Below are 19,116 nucleotides of genomic sequence, written 5' to 3' on the forward strand. Positions count from 1 at the left end.
ATGTGATACTCTAGTAAAAGGGGAGATGCATTACGTTCGAAACTGCTAGAATTCGAGAGTGGACCCTCAGCGTATCGTGAAACGATCATGCTTTTTATAGAAGATGAAGGAGCTATCGCTAATGACAGATTTATTGATGTACGAACGGGAGTATTGGCCCCGTTATTTACATATTGCAGGTATTGATGAGGTCGGCCGCGGCTGTTTGTTCGGGGATGTTGTCGCCGCGGCCGTTATTTTGCCGAAGGGGCTTGTGATTGAGGGCATCAACGATTCGAAGAAGCTGAGCGCGAAGAAGCGGGATGCCCTTTATGAGGAGATTATGGAACATGCGCTTGCCGTAGGCGTCGGGAGAGTGGATGCGGAGACGATCGATCGTATGAATATTAAGCAGGCCGCCAGGCTCGCCATGAAATTGGCTCTGGAGCAGCTCGTTATCACTCCCGAATTTCTGCTAGTGGATGCCGAGCGGGTCGATTGCGATATCCCGCAGCAGGCGATCATCAAGGGAGATGCGAACAGCCAGTCGATCGCGGCGGCCTCGATCATCGCCAAAGTAACTCGCGATCGGTTGTGCGAAGGGGAATGGGAGGCACAGTATCCCGGATACGGAATTGCCGTACATAAAGGCTACGCCACGAAGACGCACCGGGAGCAGCTTCAGCTGCAAGGACCTACGCCGATGCACCGAAGAAGCTTTCTGAAAAATATGGAGATCGAGCAATTATCGCTGTTCTAACTTAAGCCCGATAAGCAGCCCGCCCTTGTCAAAAGGCGGGCTGCTGCCGATATATATTGGAAAAGGAACGTTTGGAGGAACCATCGTGAACATCGGATCGTTGATTCGCGGGCTGCTGGGAGAGCAGAAGCCGGGAGACGTCAAGGCGCTGGAACTGAAACCGGGTCAGGTCGTTCGCGGAGTTGTAATGAATGTATCGGACGCCGGGCAGGAAGCTGTCGTGCAAATTCAAGGCGTACAGGTCAAGGCCAAGCTGGAAACGCCGCTGCGTGCCGGCGAAACGGCGCTGCTGCAGGTCCAGCCGCCGGGCGAAGGGGGAACTGCGGTTCTCAAACCGTTATCCCAAATGCCAGGCCAGCCGTTGTCGCCATCGTCAATGTCGGAGGTATTGGAATTCGCCGGACTCCCGGATACGAAAGAGAATCGGGAAATGATCCGGAGCATGCAGCAAGCGGGAGTCCCATTGACCAAGGAGCATATCGCATCGTTTAAAGAAGTGATGATGGCTAAGCCTCCCCAAGTGCCCGCCGCGGAATGGGCGGAATCGGCGGCGATTGCGTTCCACCGCGGGCTGCCGGTTACCGCGGAGAGTGTGAGAGGACTGCATCAGGCGGTATTCGGCCCGCAGCTGCATCAGCTGCTGCAAAGCCTCGAGGGGCAGCTTGCGCATGCTCTGCAGGGGGGAACAGCAGCAGCCGGGGGGCCTCCCGGAGCAGGAAGCGGTTCTCTGGCCGCTTCACCTGCAGCAATGCCAAGCCATACTCCAGGGCCGGAGCCAGCGCCGAGCGGGCAAGCCGGGGCCGCCCAGGGAAGTGCCGCTGCCGCCACCGGCGCGCCGGCCGGGCAAGCGCAGACTGCCGGCCCGCAGGCGATGCTGACGAAGCTGCAGAGCCTGCTGCACCAGCTCCGCGGCGAGCTTGCGCAGCTGCCGGCTCACGCGGCGCAGCCCGCAGGCGCGCCGGCCGCAGGCCATGCCGCCGCGCCTGCGGCAACGGCGGCAGCGCCGGGCGAAGGGGCCGCAGGCCCTTCGCCAAAGCCGCCCACCCCTGGCGCGGAGCCGTGGGTGGGGCGGCTGTTGAAGCTGCTCGGTGCGGAGCACGAGCAGCAGGCCTTGCGCGGGGCAGGCAGCAGCCCCGCGGGAGAGGCGGCGCGCGCAGCGAGCGCCGCGCAGCCGGGCGGGCAGCAGGCGGCAGCGCTGCCCGGAAGCGGCGGACCGGCCGCAGGCGGGTTCGCCGGGGCGGCCGGCCATGCCGCCGCCAATGCCGGCGGTGCGCCGGCCGGGCAGGCGGGGCAAGCCGCCGCAGGCGCCGGTGCCGGGCAGGCCCCCGGCACCGTGGGGCTTACGGCCGCCGCTTCAGGCGGGCAGGCGCCTGCGGCCGGAAACGCGGCGGCAGCGCCCCCGGCAGCCCGGCCGGACGGCGGGGGCGCTGCCTTGGCTCCTGCAAGCCCCCCGGCTGCATCGCAAGCCCCGCCGACAGGCGTGAGCCCCCAGGGGCCGGCCTCTAACATGGTGCAGGCATCCCAACAGCTGCAGCCGACTGCAGCCGGGGTCGTCGCAGCCGGAGCTGCGGGCGATTCGCCACCGGCTCTGCAGGATTCGCTGAAAGGGGTGCTGCTGCAGGTAATGGCTACTCCGGATACCCCGGCTGCGCTCAAAGAAGCGGCACAAAACATCGTGCAGCATTTGACCGGGCAGCAGCTTCTGTTGAATACGGACAGGACGGCACCGTTTGCGCAAGTCACGATGTTCATTCCGCTGCACGGGCCGGGTGGCGAGCAGACCGCTTCCGTCCATATCCAGTCGCGCAGGGGACGCAAAGGTGAGCTGGATGCAACCAACTGCCGGCTGTTGTTTGATCTGGACATGAAGCATCTGGGTCATACCCTGATTGATGTGCAGGTTGTAGACCGGATCGTCAGCTTGAGCTTCCGGAATAATCAGGAATGGACCGCTGAGCTGTTTCAGGCCATGAAGCAAGAGCTTGCCTCGGGCATCGCTTCGATCGGATATCAGCTGCTGAGCGTCAAGACCGAGCCGATGCCGGAAGAACCGCCGCCGATCGGCGAACAGGCCGTGCAGGGCACCGCCGCGGATTATACGCCGCAGGCCTACAAAGGGGTGGACATGCGGATATGAACGAGCAGCAAAATGGGCTTATCACGGCAAGAAAGAAGGCCGTCGCCCTTAAATATGCGCCCGGAGAGAGCGATGCGCCGGTTGTCGTAGCCAAAGGACAGGGCAAGCTGGCCGAATCGATCCTGGAGAAGGCAAAAGAGCATGGCGTGCCGGTACAGGAGGACGCAGCGTTGGTTGAAATTTTGTCGAAGCTGGATTTGGACCAGCAGATTCCGCCGGAGCTGTATCAGCTGGTGGCGGAAGTGTTGACCTATGTATATCGGGCGGATCGACAAGCCGGGGAAGGAGAAATGCCATAATGCCGCAGGCGGGAAAGGACAACCGAAGGCAAAAGGGAGCAGCCGCGGAGGAAGCCGCGGCCGTCTGGCTGCAGGAGAAGGGTTATCGGGTGCTGGACCGGAACTGGCGATGCCGATTCGGAGAGCTGGATATCGTTGCCGAATGGGAAGGAGCGCTGATCTTTATTGAAGTGCGCAGCCGAAGTGGAGCACCGGGCTTCGGAACGCCGTCCGAGTCCGTGAACGCCCGTAAAGTTGTGCAGGTTCGAAATACCGCGCAGCAGTATGTCCATTCCAAAAGGCTGCATGACTCTCCGGTTCGTTTTGATGTCATTTCGATCCTGCTTCGGGACGATTTGACGGTAGATGCGCTGGAACATATTCCGGATGCGTTTTAAGGGACCGTGACGAACGAGATAATGAAAAAAGAAGGTGGTGGGGAAACCCGATCACCTTTTTGGCTTGCTCAAATCTACGCACTGTACCCAACAGCCTTCAACCTCTGGAATGGGATCTGCGTTTTCCTGGAGATGACTTGAAGGGCATGGAGAGCATATGAATGATCCGATATGCGGCTCAACCATTCCCCTTTTTTGGGACGTAAAAGCTGCAAATGGAATGGACCTTTTTCGTGCTCCCGCTATCGTTATCATGTGAATACGAAAGTGAGCGTCCACTTCCAATGGACCTATTGTTTAGATGATTGCTCCTGTTATAATTAAAGCCGTAATCACAAAATGGGTAGAAATGAATGGTTATACAACTTGCTTCCAAAAGTGGGGATTGGAGTAAAAATGGAAAAGCGACGGTTTCTATTAACCTTTGGCCGGAATTTGGACCACAGCAATATCGATTACTTGGTAAAGAGCCGATTATCCAAGTATAAGGGCGGGATCCAGAGGGATTATTTTAACCCCATTCTTCATAAGGGGGCCGACGTGATTCTTAATTACCAGATCATCGATACGAACTTTGACCGAATCTCATCTAAATATTATTTGGATGACTATCATGTTACGGAAGCGCAGAAGAACGGGTTCCTGCTTTCTCTGAAAAAGCTAAAGGGGACTCATGTATGGTGTGATCCGAGAGTACAAGGCCATGCCTTTTGTGTAGTAGAAGGAATCGAGTATAGTTTATATGTCTATCGATCACTGGAAGGACAAGAATACCGGTTTCCCCAATATTATAGTGATGATTGTCATGCTGATCCCATTGTGCATAGTCAACTGCATAAATTGCCTGAAGAAGAACAATACTTGCAGTTTCCTTCCGATTGGAGTCGCGAGGTCAAGGATGAAGTAACGATCCGATGGATTAACAGACTGATTAGCATGAAGTAAATAGTAGAAGAGTAAGGCCCTGCAAAACCTCCCGGTAGTGCAGGGGCTTTATTCAAGCATGACTTCTCTTTTTACGGAGTTGAATCTTCACCGGCGGGGTCCACGACTCTAGATGAACGGGATTTCAATCCTTGCTTGTTTGCTCAAAGCACTCGTCTCTGAGTCAAATTCCTAAACGAACTCCATGTGTTTTTTTCTTCGCGATCCCCTTTATTACTAATGTGCACCATGAAGACGAAATCCTTTAACCATGATCCAAACGGGAAACATGATTTCGAATATCGCCCCTGGAACGTACAGAACGGGTCCGATGTCTTGACCGACGATCGCCAGACAGCTGCTGGCCAATAAGGCGGCATACCCAATGAAACCGATGACTGACAAAAACCGGGGCACCAGCCTCGATCGATAGAGGACATTACAAAGCAGCAAGCTGCCCAAGCTCAGTACGATCATGGCCATTTGAAAGAGCATAGAATGCGCTTCAAGCAATACATTGCCTATCATTTCAAAATAAGGATGCATGGCCGTACCTGCCGAAATGTAATGATGACTCAACGCAATGAGTATAAGCGGCGCGATTGTGCTTATGATCAGCAGCACAGACTCAACGATTCGGGATCCGAAGTATCCGAGCGCAAACGGTCCATTATGCTTCTTTAAAATGGGGTACAGAAGCATGGCAATCCCCATAACCGCTATGGCGTTAATCAATTCCAACAACGAACCCATGACCACATTTATTCGGTCGGAATACAGATGTGCAAGAAAATCCGGGCGATGCAGCACAGGATCCAGAATTCCGCTCCCGATCATGTAAGCACACGTCGATACTAGAAACAAAGCCCCTGCAACCTTTGCCATCCTATTCATGTTGATCTCCCCTTGGCTAAATTTATATGCAGTATAGCTCCAAGGGGGGTGGTGTCTGTAGACACTTTAGTGTGGTTCTCGGTGGTTCGGGAGCAGATTCAATTCTGCGGCTCGCGCGATCGCTTCCGTTCGTCTTTGCACCTGGAGTTTTTCGAAAATTCTGCGATTATGCCCTTTGACCGTGTCCAATGCCAAAAAGAGTTTTTCGCCGATTTCCTTGTTTGAGAGCCCCTTTGCTATGAGCTCAAGCACTTCGAGCTCCCGCTGACTGAGCGGCTCAATGAGGCTGCTCGTCACTGCATTTTTGCGCATTCGTGCTAGTCCACGCTGCGCTTCACGAAGAGCGGGAAGTGGCAGATCTCCGCCCAGTCGCAGAGCTTCTTCGTAATATTCCGCCGCTGTGCGGGTTCGATGTTCAGCTTCCTCGATTTGCCCCAGTCCCATGATGGCCATTACTGCCATCAGCCGATGCCCCATCATTCGGCTGTTCGTTATGACTTCGTTATAGGCGTCACGAGCGTCGGAATAAACTCCGCGTCGCTGGCTGGCGACGCCCAGCATCCAAGCGGCTGCCGTCCGCACGGGAAGATTATCCGGTCGCAAATAAGAGAGTGCACGGCGTGCCTGAACAATTACTTGGTCGATTGCATGGTCGATTTCTTGATGTTCACTTACCCCGGCATCCTTTACGGGTGCAATCAGCTCGACAAGATCATTCGTCTTATCGTCGGGCCGTGTAATTTGCATCGCCGTTTCGGCTTTCCTTAATTTGTTGTCCGCATCGGAAGGGCTGCCGACCAATACTAATGATGCCAATGTCGCTCGAGTGGCGGCAATCACTCCGATCAGATCCCTGACACGGACGTCTTCTTCGGCACCTGCCAAAGCCGCCTCTGCTGCAGCCAGCTTGTGCTCAACGCCTGTCAGCTTGCCCGTGATCAGCAACGCTGAACCATACATCACCCACAATGCAGGTCTGGCGTTCAATTCGGGAGCAGGCAATGACGCCAGCCAGTTCAAGGAAATGCTCGCAGCCCCGCGAAGATGCAGCGGCATTCCATTGCCTTCGAGCAGCAATGCGGCGCGATCCATGTCGTTGGATTCCACGGCGTGGCGAAATGCTTCAATTTCGTAGCCATTGTGTTCGTACCAGGCACTCGCTCGTCTATGCAATGCCGCAATATGGCTCTCATCAAGACTTTCCTGCAGCTTTTTACGGAGTAAATCGGCAAACAAATGATGATAGCGATACCATCGTCGTTCATGATCCAACGGCACGACGAACAGATTCTTGCGCTCAAGCTCCAATAATGTTTCATTACTGGAAACCGACTCATCGAACATGACGTCGTCGCATAAAGACCCGCAGAGCCGCTCGAGGATGGATGTTCGCAGCAAAAAGGCTTGAACGGCCATCGGCTGCCGATCCAGGACTTCTTCTACCAGATAATCGAGGACGAAATGATGGCGGCCGTTAAAAGACGGGATGAGCCGAACGGCGTCACGATCTCCCTGGATGGAGAGCGCTGCCAAATGCAGACCGGCTATCCAGCCTTCGGTACGCGATTCCAATGAGGCTATTTGATCCCCGGATAATTCAAGGCTCATGCCATTGTTCAAAAAATCCTCGGATTCGGAGAACGTAAATTTTAAATCGGCTGCACGCAGCTCGTTCAATTGGTCCCGAACCCGTAATCGAGCCAGCGGGATGTTTGGGTCTTCGCGGGTGGTTATGACAAGGTGCATTTGTGAAGGAAAATGGTTCAGCATGAAGAGCAAAGCAGCATCGACTGCCTCCGATTTCACTGCGTGATAATCGTCTAGAACAAGGATGAACGGAGATGAAATCGCAGAGATTTCATGGAGGAGAGCGGTCAGGATCCACTCGATCGGCGGCGGTTGGGGAGTTTGAAGCACAGCAAGTATGCCCTCCCCTATATTTTCCTGAAGTGTCTGTAATGAAGTGATCCAGCAGTTTAAAAAGCGTGTAAGTTCGCTGTCCCCTTCTTCGAGCGACATCCATGCGGCCGCCCGCCCGCAGCTGGTGAGCCATTCACTGACTAACGTCGTTTTGCCATAGCCCGCGGGTGCGGAAATCAGGGTTAACTTGCGGTAACACCCCTTGCTGAGCCTCTCGGTCAATCGCCGCCGGTGAACCGCATTCGGCCGGGGCGTGGGGATATAAAATTTGGTCATATTAGGTGTACTCATAGCTTCATACTACTCCGAACGATTTTTACCATCAATGGGGTAAATCGTTTCGTGCAGAATCCTCTCAAGAAATAAGACAAGTGATCGGGATACTGCCGGAGAACATTCGGACACTCGGTCTCTTAGCTGAGGCAGTTGGCGGGGAAAGTTTGAGGCTAGATGTTTTACAAAGACCCGAACATTTAATTTAAGGCAGAACTTCCCAATCTAGAATTCATACTCGGTGACACTATCATACAAAAGATAGTTGGACGACCATAAAGGAAATATTGATTTATACCATAATTCACTTCAAAATGGGGGTCAGAGTAAAATTGGAAAAACGACGATTTTTATTAACGTTTGGTCGTAATTTAGACCATAGTAATATCGATTACTTGGTAAAGAGCCGATTATCAAAATATAAGGGCGGGATCCAGAAGGATTATTTTAACCCCGTTCTTCATAAAGGGGCAGAAGTGATTCTAAACTACCAGATAATTGATACGAACTTTGATCGCATTTCATCAAAGTATTATTTGGATGATTTTCATATTACGGAAGCCCAGAAGAACGGCTTTTTACTATCATTGAAAAAGCTAAAAGGGACTCATGTATGGTGTGACCCGCGAATTCAAGGCCATGCATTTTGCGTAGTGGATGGGATCGAGTTTAATTTTTATGTTTATCGATCACTAGATGGACAAGATTACCGCTTTCCTCAGTATTATTCTGCTGACAGTAATGCTGATCCTATTGTGCATAGTCAGCTGCATAAAATGCCTGAGGACGAGCAATATTTGCAATTTCCTTCCGATTTAAGCAGAGAAGTCAAAGATGAAATAACGATCAGATGGATTAACGAACTGATTAGAATGAATTAAATAATAGAAAAGTGTGGCCTTGTTTCAGGATGGGATATTCGAGGTTGTCGAGTAGTCGAAAACTGCGTGAGGCGGCCGGATTTTGAAAGTTATCTTTTATGAACTGCAAGCACTGTTTGCTTAGCTGATTTAACGTATTTCTGAAATGCTAGCTACGTTAGATTCGGATGATCGTATAGAACACCTTTATACCCCAGAAATTCCGGGTTCAGGAGCATTCTCACCATGATCTCTTTTTACTTATTCATAATAGAAACTCCAGCGTGTTCTAAACCTATTGCTTTAAGACCTTGAGGTGAACCCCTTCATGAGTGATTAAAATACTGACGTTCCTTTTTTTATAATTCTTCCATTAATCAGGAGGTAAAGGGTAACCAATAGTGTGTTTAGATTAAAAGTCTCAGAGAACCCAATGTCTTCCTCTGGTCAAGTCTTTATAGCACTGGTGAATTTGGGCGATTACTATAAATTTATTACCGATGAAAATCGGAATTTGATAAAATATATTTTCGAATCGAACGTTCGAGATTATCAAGGAAAAACAACTGTTAATAATGAGATCCAGGAAACACTAGAGAAAAGTGAAAGTAGTGAAGAATTTTGGTGGTTGAATAACGGAGTAACTATAATTGCAACAGAAGCCTCGGCACCTGGAGGGAAAGAGATTACAATTACGAACCCTGAGATAGTAAATGGTCTGTCAAACATCGATGGAAATTTTCCGCCACTTTTCAGTCAATCCCGAGAGATTACAGAAAGAACGAAGAAATCTTCTTGTAAGGATAATTGTTCCAGAAACTGAGGAGGCTAGAGATAAAATTATAAAGGCAACAAACAGTCAAACTCCTATCCCTAAATCTTCATTACGCGTAACCGACCCTATTCATAGGCAGATTGAGGATTATCTAAAGACACGTGACTTGTATTATGACCGCCGTAAAAATTATTATAAGAATGAGGGTAAGAAACCAAAAGATATTATTAGCGTTTCGTTCTTAGCTCAATGTTTGATGTCAGTCTTAATGCAAAGACCTGATTCAGCCCGTGCTAGACCTTCAACATTGCTGGAAGACAATAGTGCTTATAAGAAGCTATATCATAAGAATAATGATCTTGTGACATATTATTTATTGGCATATGGAGGAAGAAAAGCAGAAATCTCTCTTAAAGAAAAAGGGTTTTCTCCATCACTTGTAACGAATCTAAAATTCTATGTGGTCTACGCAGTTTTTGTGTTAGCCACAGAAACACTTTATCCAACGAACAAGAAAATTTTCGATCTAGATATTGAAGATTTATCAGATGACCTTATAACTCAGTGTATTGAGTTAACTAGAGGAATATTTGATAGATTAGGTGCTACGGATAAGGTAGCAAAAGGGTCAGAGTTTTTAGAAAAATTAAAAAGTGAACTTGAGATCATAATAGATGCAAATTCTAATCTCGAGGGTTGCCATAAAAGTGGGTAATGCTGGTGACCGAGCACGTTCTGGTAATCCTCCTGCGACTCCCCTTGACTCCTGTCAGCCGTCTCTTCGAGTGTTCGGATCGCCCGGGAGCTTCGAGAAGCGGGATAAACCCGATCGCAAAATCCCATCATTCCCCGGCAAGCCCCTCAAATGCGGAAGTAAAACTTGATGCTGCCGATCAGGGGGGCTTCCTGAGGGTTCTCAATAGATATGTGAACGCCGCGGAAGCCGTCCCGCTTCGCCTGCTCCACCATCGACAGCAAGCCCGGTTGCCGGTCTAAGCGCTCCGTCCAGCCAGCTCGCCGATAATAAAGTGAGAAGCAGCTCCCTTGAAGTCCAGCTGTTTACTCGTGATTAATATGCCGAGGGTGACAGACAGGTCAAGGTAGGAGCCTCATTGCGAAGATCGGCCGGTGCGAGATTTATGGTGATCGGCTTTAGAGAATATTTGTAACTCTGTTGTTGATCGGGGCTCCGACTCATCCTACCGATTCACAGATGGAGGATCTCAGCAGTTCGATAACGTTCATAATGTAACACATTGTCAGTATGATTTAATTGACTCGACAATGACCATTTAGCACATAGAGAGTAAGATTGCCCCGCAAAAGAAATTTATCCTTAAGAGGGGCATTCATTTTTTCTTTTACCTACTTACTCAATTTTTATATTTGTTATTATACGCAATTAGATATTTATCAGTAGAGTCTTCTACGGCAATCATATCCGTACTGTTTTCATTTTTGATTTTGAATAGTTTTGTTCCTACTTCATATGAGTTGGAACTTATTATACTATCATCATCATGATCACTTACATCTGTAGAGGAAACTTCTATCTCACCTATTTGATCCGCTAATTTATCCTTGGAGATAGAGTCGTTACTTGTAATGTAAATTTCTTTATTTAATTTTATCATTTTATTTGATGGAAAACTTCCAGAGGACGATGAGCACCCAAACAAAAGTATAATCAAAGAAATGATCGGTATAAAAAGCCAATTTTTTTTCATATTGCCTCCACGGATAGACTAAGGCCCCTACATGGGGCCTTGAACTTTTAATTAATAGAAGTCGAAGCTTCCTCAAGAGTTACTAGACTATTATCGTAAAGGTTTTTAAAAGATTTTTCATCCTGTTTAATAAAGATACTCTCATCCTCATTAATAGGGATGTATACATTATCATCAATCTTTTTTAGATAGAGTAAGACTTCTGTACCTTCTTGGAGTTCGGTTGAATTCTCATGGTAAATAATTGAGGTGTCTGTTTCTCCGCCATTTGTAGTAGATTAATTAAATTTCCCTCGGAAATAACTCCTTTGATGACTTTTTCTATAACTATCTCTGATTGCAAAAATGCTTCTTCGGTTTCTCCATCATTTTTAACGAGAGGACTAAGTTTATTTTTAACAGTCCCACTTACTATAAGATCGGCATCATCTGCACGAGCTTCGAGTGTGCTATAGCCGTAAGCCCAGGAATAATGTTTTATTATCAAGTCTTTTTGTGTAATTTGAGCTTTTTTTAGAAGATTTTCGGGAACATCTAACACTGGTTCATGGCTCTGACCCTTAGCAAAGTTTTTGTCATAGAGAACGTTAATGGTATTAATGTCCCATGAAGTTGGCGACTTATTTGGTCGACCGTCTATTAAAGCTCCAGAAGAAGTTTTTTCAAATGTACTTGGAGTCATAACTGTTGGGTTACCAAAAGGAGCATGATCCAAACCAAGAGCATGACCAAATTCATGTGTTGCTATTCCCTCAATATTTGCTGTCTTATAATGACTTTGTGTTGTGTAGTAAGTATTAACCCATGTCTTCATGGTGGAATAGTATCCAGTTATAATACTAAATGTCCAATCTGCCCGTCCGTCCCATGTAACACTACTGTCATTTTTATTCCCAGCGGTAAAATTAGAATTAGTACCAGCTTGCAGAAAGATGTCAGTAGATAAGTTCCACTCATCTCTAGCATTAGTCCAAATGTTTTTATAGAAATCATTAGATCCATTGTTTTGATATGTTATATTCCTACTTGACCAAGTATGTCCAGTTACAGGTGTCGCATATGTTGGAATACTGCTGAATAAAAATCCGATTATTCCGCCTAACACCAAAATCCTTTTGATTTTTTTTCATATGATCCCTCCATTGGTTATAATTTCCATATTATGAGTATAAAGGTGACAAGATAGATTTGTCAACTATTAATATTTTTGGTTTTATTACTTTTTCTATAAACGACGATTTACCTAATAAAGAGGTCTTAGCATATTCAGCGTAGGAGATACAGAGGAAATAGTTCTTATAACTAAACAACGAATGATGATATATATAAGCACTTAATAGTCTTAAAGCTTTGAAACAAATTAATGAGTTCTATCACATGCATATTATCTCAAGAGAAGTTGGAGGATAAAAAATGAGTTTTGCTTAACAGAGTGCAGGTGTAGTACGGGTATTCCGTCTAGAAATGCTCGATTTATTCTTTTTTACTTCAATTATGCTTTAAAGAAAATATTAATTATATACTAGAATTGTAAGCACGATACAAAACAATAACGAGTGACGTCTGCATTTCACCTTTAGTTGTATTCACAGCTGGATTGCTATTATGATCTTCAAGTTTTGTTTAAGTATCATTTACTTCTTTAGTATTAGAATTAATATCCATCATTTGTATATTTTATCAAGACACAACACGTCTTTTAACTTTTAGAGGGGCGTTGTTTTTAGCAATGAATGAGGTATAGTTTGGAGCCATAGTGTGATCATTTTGAAGGATTGTAATAATTCGATGAAGCTTTTTTTTTCGAGGTCAGTGTAAAATTTTCACGATTAAAAAGAATGTACATTCCTCTTTTGCTGCACTGTTTTTTTATATTAGAATGTGCATGTGAAGCGAAATCAAATAATAAGGAAAGTCACTTTCTGCTAAGAAAGTGACTTTCCTTATTACGTCAATCATGGGGGGCATTTCTAGTTGAGAGTTCCGAGGAAGGGGATTGCTTGCAACTATCGATAACACTCTAGCGGATTAGGAACCCGAAAACAGCGAGATCATTAGAAATCAAGTACATCTTCTATAAACTCCGTTGGTTATTGGTAGACAGATGACGCTCTGAGCTTTGAATCGCCTACAATCAGAGCCAAAACCAAGGAGCTCCTACCTGTGTAGTGATAGGCGTAACCGTAGCAAATCTATAAGACGTTGAAAATCGGACTTCGTTTTAGTACATAGAGCCCCCTTGACTGCTGAACAACGGGTTGAATCCCCAAACCATGAATCGGGATGCTGTTGCTTTGAATCCCGATCATCATGGACCGCTTGCTTTGCAGGTACTACTATACGGAATAAGGGGAGTGACACGATTTTTGCGACATTTCTCATTGTATAGTTACGTCTTCAGGCTGGATGTTAACTCGTATGTACGGTTGTATGAGAGGCCGGGGGGGAATCGCCCCTTCTACTCGATACACAAATGATATAAACGATCATCAATAAAATTATTCAGATTGGCGTTGCTATGGGTTGATTTATTTTAGATAGTACAGCTATCTTGCCGGCCACTGCTGTTGCCTGACCTTCACGTGCTCAGCAAGTCCGGTCGACTCGTCGGTTGTTTCCTCAGCCAAATCGATGCCGTTACGGGATATAATTCGCCAAGCTTTAATTGGTTGTCATACACCCTCAGCCCGGCTCCTCCGTAACGATGTACTGCCGATCCAGCTGGCGGTATTGAATGGCTTCGGCAACATGGCGGCTCTGGATGTCGGCGGAAGCCTCCAGATCCGCAATCGTCCGTGCCAGCTTCAATATCCGGTCATATGCCCGCATGCTGAGCCCCAGGGAATCGAGCGTCACCTGCAGCAGCTCCGCTGAAGCTTTATCGAGTGCAGCGTGGGTTCTTAAATAGCTGCCGAACAATTCGCTGTTCCAGCGGATCGGAAGGCGGCGGTATCGCTCCAGCTGAATGGTCTGGGCGGCATAAACCTGGTCGCGCATCGCCTTCGAGGACAGCGGCGGCGTGCTTCCCGGCCATTCTTTGGGCCTTGGCACGTCAACCTGCAGATCGATCCGGTCCATTAAGGGGCCGGATATCCGCGCGCGGTATTGGGCGATCCTCGCCACGCTGCAGGTGCATTGCTGTGCCGGATGGTCGCTGCCGTAATAGCCGCACGGACACGGATTCATCGAGCAAGCGAGCATAAAATGCGCGGGAAAGGTAAATACGGCCCGTGCCCGGCTGATCGTCACCTCCCGATCCTCGAGCGGCTGGCGGAGAACCTCCAGCACATGCCGGGAGAACTCGGGCAGCTCATCGAGGAACAGAATGCCTTTGTGGGCAAGACTGACCTCGCCGGGCTTTGGGATCGTTCCGCCTCCGATAAGCCCGGCGGCGGATATCGTATGATGGGGAGAGCGAAACGGTCGCTTCGTCATGAGGCCCTCAGTCTTCTTCAGCTTACCGGCAGCGCTGAAAATTTTCGTAGTCGTCAGGGCTTCCTCCTCCGCTAACGGAGGAAGGATGGTTGGCAGCCGCTTCATAAGCATTGTCTTTCCCGTGCCGGGCGGCCCGATCAGCATAATATTGTGCATGCCTGCCGCCGCGATGGTGAGCGCCCGCTTGATATGCTGGTGGCCGAGCACATCCTTGTAATCCTCCAGCGGCTCCTCCCGGCTCCGGTCAGCCGCCTCGTTCGAGTGTTCTAAGCGCCCGGTATACCGGAGCCGCGAGAGCGAAACGGCTGCGATCGGGAGCTTCGAAGCGCGGGAAGGGCTTGACCGCATTGGCCCATCATCCCCGGCGAGCTCCTTCAAATGCGGCAAGCCGTACACCTCGATGCCGCCGATTAAGGAGGCTTCTTGCACGTTCTCCATCGGTAAGAGAACGCCGCGGAAGCCGTCCCGCTTCGCCTGCTCTACCATCGGCAGCACGCCGGTTACGGGTCTAAGCGCTCCGTCCAGCGCCAGCTCGCCGATGATTAAGAGCGAGGCGGCATCCTTGAACTCCAGCTGTTCACTAGTGATTAATATGCCGAGGGCGACAGCCAGGTCAAAGGAGGAGCCTTCTTTACGAAGATCAGCCGGAGCGAGATTAATCGTGATCCGCTTCAAAGGATATTCGAACCCGCAGTTTTTGATCGCGGCCCGGACCCGTTCCACCGATTCACGGATGGAGGAATCCGGAAGTCCGATAATGCTGGTTTGCGGAAGTCCGTTGGCCAGATCGACTTCCACCTGAATAACGACGCCGTCGATGCCGTGCAGGCAGGCGCTGTGCAGCTTTCCATACATAAATAAGAAGCACCTCACTTTCGCGTATTAGGTAAATGATAATGTGCGGTCATCATGTACACACGAAAAGGGTGCTTCCTCATTTTCGTCAATCGAGTATAGTCCGTATTGTAAAAGTTTACCTGGCACATGTCAATTCAGAAGCTCCTCGATGAAGGCGGATTGGTCTAAAGAATCCAGTCGTGAAGCGGGCTGCCGACGATGAGTTGACCGGATTTCAGATCATTGCCACTTTTTCAGAATCGCAGGTTCGGGCAACAAGAGGAAAGAATGTAAGTAGCCAGAATAGAGAAACAGCGGATAGAATCAAGCTCGTAAACGAACGCCCCAAGCTGCAAGCTGAAATGGTGGCGGGGGCGAGCGTGGCAGATCATATGAAATGAAGGAGAGGGTTACATGAAATTTTGGAACCGGAAATGGGGGAGGGTCGCACTCGCCGCGGTACTGACCGGTGCATTGCTGAGCGGCTGCGCGAAAGGTGAAGCAGGAAAGGAGGGAAATGCAGGAGCGCTGGGGACGAAGGAGATTACGCTGGACATGATGACCTTCTCCCATACGAACTGGCCCTATAAAGAAAATTGGCCGATTTATCAATATTTGAAGGAAGCAACCGGCATTTCGTTTAAAGTTCAGCCTGTCATGAGCGATTATACAACGACGATGAATCTGGCGATTTCATCCGGCGAAATTCCCGATTTGATGATGGTCAACAGCCTGAACGCCGCGAATACCCATGGTGCCAGCGGAGCGTTCGTCGATTATTTCGAGCATTTGGATAAGATGCCGAATTACAAGAAGTTTCTCGAGGATCACCCGGAGGTCAAGGCAGCGATCCTGTCTCCGGAGGGAAAAAACTATTTTATGCCGCTGTATGGGCTCGAACAGCAGTCCAGGCGATCCTGGCTGTACCGGGATGATATTTTCAAAAAGCATGATTTGACCCCGCCTACGACCTATGACGAGCTCTATACGGTTGCCAAAAAACTGAAAGAGCTGTATCCGGACAGCTTCCCGATCGCCGTGTTCAACGGTTTAAGCCCACTGGTCAACATGGCGCCGGCGTTTAATACGAGCAGCAGCTATTATTACGATTACGAGAAGGAAGAATGGCGCTACGGACCGACGGAGGACAATTATCGGATCATGGTCGAGTACATGAACAAGTTTTATACCGAGGGCTTGATCGCACCGGATTTCATGGCGCATAAGCGCAAGCAGTTTAACGATCTGCTTCTTCAGAATAAAGCGTTTATCGCAAGCGATTATATCGGCATTATGGACGAGCTGCCGCTCATGCTGGGCGACAAGGCATCCGAATTCAGCCTCGATTACATGTTGCCGCCTGTCGGAACGCCGGACGGTAAATCCCACAACGTGTTTGCAGGACTCCAGACCGACGGGTTCGCCGTAGCGGCCAATTCGAAGGAGCGGGATACGCTGCTGCAGTATTTGGATTTCCTGTACTCGCCGGAAGGAATCGAGCTGGCTACCTGGGGGAAAGAAGGGGAAACCTACACGACCCAGAACGGCGTCCGTAAGTTTAAAGACGACTACAAAGAATTCGGCGACTTGCGTACGAAGACGGGCATTGCCACCATCGGCGCCCATACGGTGCTGGATATGAGCGCATTTGAATCGATGTATTCACCCAAAATGCAGGCAGCGATGAAAATCGCGCCGGAGCATGAAACGAAACCGCAGCCGAGGCTGGCCTATACCAATGAAGAGAATGAAGTGCTTAGCATGGTGGGAGAAACCGTCAAGAAGTACCATGAAGAGCAAATAGCAAAATTTATTTTGGGACAGAAAAAGATGGACGAATGGGACGCCTACGTGGCCGAGGTGAACCGGCTGGGCGTGCAGCAAGTGCTGGATGTGCACAAGAGCGCTTACGAGCGGACGCAAAAATTCGTGAATGAAGGAAAATAACAAATCCTAAGTTTTGGATCGACTTGGGTAGCTTCCACTGGGCCGGCGTTCCGGCTGTGCGTTTGAGGCGCTATCGGTATCCTCCCGGTCCATGGAATCCATGCTTTCCAAGCTCAACTTAGCTAGATCAAGCGTGACGAAGGAGGATTTCATGTTGCAAGCATCCCGCCGCCCGGGCTTTCTGCGCAAAGTGAAACGGGATAAATATTTGCTGTTATTGCTGCTCCCATGCGTTCTGTATTACGTCATTTTTAAATACGTTCCCATCTTCGGCGTCTCGATCGCCTTCATGGATTACAATTTGTTCAAGGGCATCACCGAGAGCGATTGGGTCGGCTTCAAGTATTTCAGTATGTTCTTTCATACCCCCGACTTTTGGCCCGTGCTGAGAAACACGTTCCTGCTCGGGTTCTATAAGCTGTTATTCGGGTTTCCGGCACCGATTATTTTGGCCCTGCTGATCAATGAGGTACGAAGATCCTTCATGAAGCGGTTCGTCCAGACCGTCAGCTATCTTCCCCATTTCATATCCAATGTGGTGGTGGCGGGTATCGCGGTCATGTTCCTGTCGCCTACCGGAGGGATGGTGAACCAGCTTCTGAGCGCCTTGGGTCTTGAACGCATTAATTTTCTGGTGGAGGCCTCCTGGTTCAGAACCATCTATGTAACGACGGACGTGTGGCAGCATATCGGCTGGGGGACCATTATTTATTTGGCGGCCTTGACGGCGATTGATCCGCAATTATACGAAGCCGCACGCATGGACGGGGCGAATCGCTGGAAGCAGACGCTGAACATAACGCTTCCCGGAATCGCACCGGCGATCGTCATCATTCTGATTCTGGATATCGGAAAAATTCTCGAGATCGGCTTTGAAAAAGTATATTTGCTTGCAACCCCGGCCACGTATGAAACCGCTGACATCATTTCCACCTATGTCTATCGCGTCGGTTTGACCCAAGGCAATTACAGTTACGCCACGGCAATTGATCTGTTTACCGGAATCATCAGCTTTATCTTCATCATTGCAGCCAACGGGTTCAGCCGCAGGGTCAGCGGCAGCAGCATCTGGTAGAGGGAGGAATGGAATGTGAAATGGAAGTGGAACTGGTTCGATGTCTTAAACGCATTGATTTTGCTCGGCGTAGTAACCGCATGTCTGTATCCGTTCATTTATATGCTGGCCGTCTCGCTCAGCGATTCGGCAGCGATTGCGTCAGGCACCGTATGGCTGTGGCCAAAAGGCTTTAATTTGGATATGTACCGGTATGTATTTGAAGATGGAAGGGTACTGAAGGGTTACCAAAATACCTTCATCTATGTCGTGCTGGGAACCGCGATTTCCCTGATGGTAACCGCGCTCGGCGCATACTCATTGTCCAAGACCAAAATGGTTATGGGCAAGCCGATTCTTATGATGATCGTGTTCACGATGTTTTTTAACGGCGGAATGATCCCGACGTTTCTTGTGGTCAAAGAGCTCGGCTTTGTCAATACGGTGTGGGGCATGGTTCTGCCAGGGGCCGTCGGCACCTGGAACCTGCTGATCATGAGAACCTTCTTCATGGGAATGCCGCAAGAGCTGGAGGAGTCGGGCAAAATCGACGGCTTATCCGAGGTCGGTATTTTCTTCCGGATCGTGCTGCCGCTTTCCAAGCCGGTGCTGGCGACGATCGGATTGTATTACGCCGTCGGCATGTGGAATAATTTTATGGGCCCGCTGCTTTATCTGCGGGATGCCGATATGCAGCCGCTTCAGGTCATCTTGAGAAACATCGTGCTATCCGGGCAATTCACGGGAACCGACGGCCCGGTGGTCGGCGATATCGTCGTCGTTGAGGATGGTCTGAAATTTGCCACCATCATGGTGTCCACCGTGCCGATCCTGCTGGTATACCCGTTCATCCAGAAATATTTCGTAAAAGGAGCGTTGATCGGCTCCGTTAAAGGTTAAACGGCCGGCACGGCCGCC

Annotated in this window: 16 protein-coding genes; 11 read left to right on the top strand and 5 right to left on the bottom strand. The window is 49.3% G+C overall.

Going from position 1 to position 19,116, the window contains the following annotated elements; translation table 11 throughout:
• Positions 1–121 precede the first annotated feature (121 nt).
• The 5 genes from BBD41_RS24700 (at position 122) to BBD41_RS24720 (ending at position 4,497) form a co-directional block, all read left to right on the top strand.
• A complete protein-coding gene (locus BBD41_RS24700) occupies positions 122–739 on the top strand; it encodes a ribonuclease HII (protein ID WP_077567151.1) in 618 nt (205 codons plus the stop codon).
• A gap of 85 nt (positions 740–824) precedes the next feature.
• A complete protein-coding gene (locus tag BBD41_RS24705) occupies positions 825–2,876 on the top strand; it encodes a hypothetical protein (protein WP_099480782.1) in 2,052 nt (683 codons plus the stop codon).
• Positions 2,873–3,175 carry an EscU/YscU/HrcU family type III secretion system export apparatus switch protein gene (locus BBD41_RS24710; protein WP_077567149.1) on the top strand — a complete coding sequence of 101 codons (303 nt, stop codon included), beginning with the start codon at positions 2,873–2,875 and terminating at the stop codon, positions 3,173–3,175. The genes BBD41_RS24705 and BBD41_RS24710 overlap by 4 nt, the downstream gene beginning before the upstream one ends.
• Positions 3,175–3,552: a YraN family protein gene (locus BBD41_RS24715; RefSeq protein WP_099479194.1), complete on the top strand. Its 378-nt coding sequence runs from the start codon at positions 3,175–3,177 to the stop codon at positions 3,550–3,552. The genes BBD41_RS24710 and BBD41_RS24715 overlap by 1 nt, the downstream gene beginning before the upstream one ends.
• A 396-nt stretch (positions 3,553–3,948) precedes the next feature.
• A complete protein-coding gene (locus BBD41_RS24720; protein WP_099479197.1) occupies positions 3,949–4,497 on the top strand; it encodes a hypothetical protein in 549 nt (182 codons plus the stop codon).
• Positions 4,498–4,713: 216 nt separating this feature from the next.
• Here BBD41_RS24720 and BBD41_RS24725 read toward each other — a convergent pair whose 3' ends face one another.
• Entirely contained in the window at positions 4,714–5,370 is a 657-nt protein-coding gene (locus BBD41_RS24725; protein WP_099479198.1) for a DUF4386 domain-containing protein, read from the bottom strand.
• Positions 5,371–5,436: 66 nt separating this feature from the next.
• A complete protein-coding gene (locus BBD41_RS30375; protein WP_237086910.1) occupies positions 5,437–7,566 on the bottom strand; it encodes a winged helix-turn-helix domain-containing protein in 2,130 nt (709 codons plus the stop codon).
• A 329-nt stretch (positions 7,567–7,895) separates the two neighbouring features.
• Here BBD41_RS30375 and BBD41_RS24735 point away from each other — a divergent pair, with 329 nt between their 5' ends.
• From BBD41_RS24735 to BBD41_RS24740, 3 genes are all read left to right on the top strand, one after another.
• Positions 7,896–8,444, top strand: coding sequence for a hypothetical protein (locus tag BBD41_RS24735; protein ID WP_099479200.1), 549 nt, complete (start codon positions 7,896–7,898; stop codon positions 8,442–8,444).
• A gap of 412 nt (positions 8,445–8,856) precedes the next feature.
• On the top strand, positions 8,857–9,246 hold the full coding sequence (locus BBD41_RS30720; protein ID WP_397311288.1) for an AIPR family protein: 390 nt from the start codon (positions 8,857–8,859) through the stop codon (positions 9,244–9,246).
• Complete coding sequence (locus BBD41_RS24740) at positions 9,155–9,913, top strand: AIPR family protein (RefSeq protein ID WP_206098262.1); 759 nt, start codon at positions 9,155–9,157, stop codon at positions 9,911–9,913. The genes BBD41_RS30720 and BBD41_RS24740 overlap by 92 nt, the downstream gene beginning before the upstream one ends.
• 658 nt (positions 9,914–10,571) lie before the next feature.
• On the opposite strand, the gene BBD41_RS24745 is transcribed toward BBD41_RS24740, so the two are convergent.
• The 3 genes from BBD41_RS24745 to BBD41_RS24755 form a co-directional block, all read right to left on the bottom strand.
• Positions 10,572–10,925, bottom strand: a complete 354-nt coding sequence (locus BBD41_RS24745) for a hypothetical protein (protein WP_077567141.1) — start codon at positions 10,923–10,925, stop codon at positions 10,572–10,574.
• Positions 10,926–11,109: 184 nt separating this feature from the next.
• The gene (locus BBD41_RS24750; protein ID WP_157929335.1) at positions 11,110–12,030 is read right to left on the bottom strand and encodes a matrixin family metalloprotease; all 921 of its coding nucleotides are present in this window, start codon (positions 12,028–12,030) and stop codon (positions 11,110–11,112) included.
• A 1,577-nt stretch (positions 12,031–13,607) separates the two neighbouring features.
• Positions 13,608–15,215, bottom strand: a complete 1,608-nt coding sequence (locus BBD41_RS24755; protein ID WP_099479203.1) for a YifB family Mg chelatase-like AAA ATPase — start codon at positions 15,213–15,215, stop codon at positions 13,608–13,610.
• Positions 15,216–15,611: 396 nt separating this feature from the next.
• Between BBD41_RS24755 and BBD41_RS24765 the strand changes: the two genes are divergently transcribed.
• The 3 genes from BBD41_RS24765 to BBD41_RS24775 all read left to right on the top strand — a co-directional run bounded on the left by BBD41_RS24765 (position 15,612) and on the right by BBD41_RS24775 (position 19,098).
• Positions 15,612–17,144 carry an ABC transporter substrate-binding protein gene (locus BBD41_RS24765; RefSeq protein WP_099479205.1) on the top strand — a complete coding sequence of 511 codons (1,533 nt, stop codon included), beginning with the start codon at positions 15,612–15,614 and terminating at the stop codon, positions 17,142–17,144.
• 151 nt (positions 17,145–17,295) lie between these two features.
• Positions 17,296–18,219: an ABC transporter permease gene (locus BBD41_RS24770; RefSeq protein ID WP_099479208.1), complete on the top strand. Its 924-nt coding sequence runs from the start codon at positions 17,296–17,298 to the stop codon at positions 18,217–18,219.
• Positions 18,220–18,234: 15 nt separating this feature from the next.
• The gene (locus BBD41_RS24775; protein WP_099479209.1) at positions 18,235–19,098 is read left to right on the top strand and encodes a carbohydrate ABC transporter permease; all 864 of its coding nucleotides are present in this window, start codon (positions 18,235–18,237) and stop codon (positions 19,096–19,098) included.
• The last annotated feature ends 18 nt before the right edge of the window (positions 19,099–19,116 follow it).

It is taken from the genome of Paenibacillus ihbetae (assembly GCF_002741055.1).
GTDB lineage: Bacteria > Bacillota > Bacilli > Paenibacillales > Paenibacillaceae > Paenibacillus_AQ > Paenibacillus_AQ ihbetae.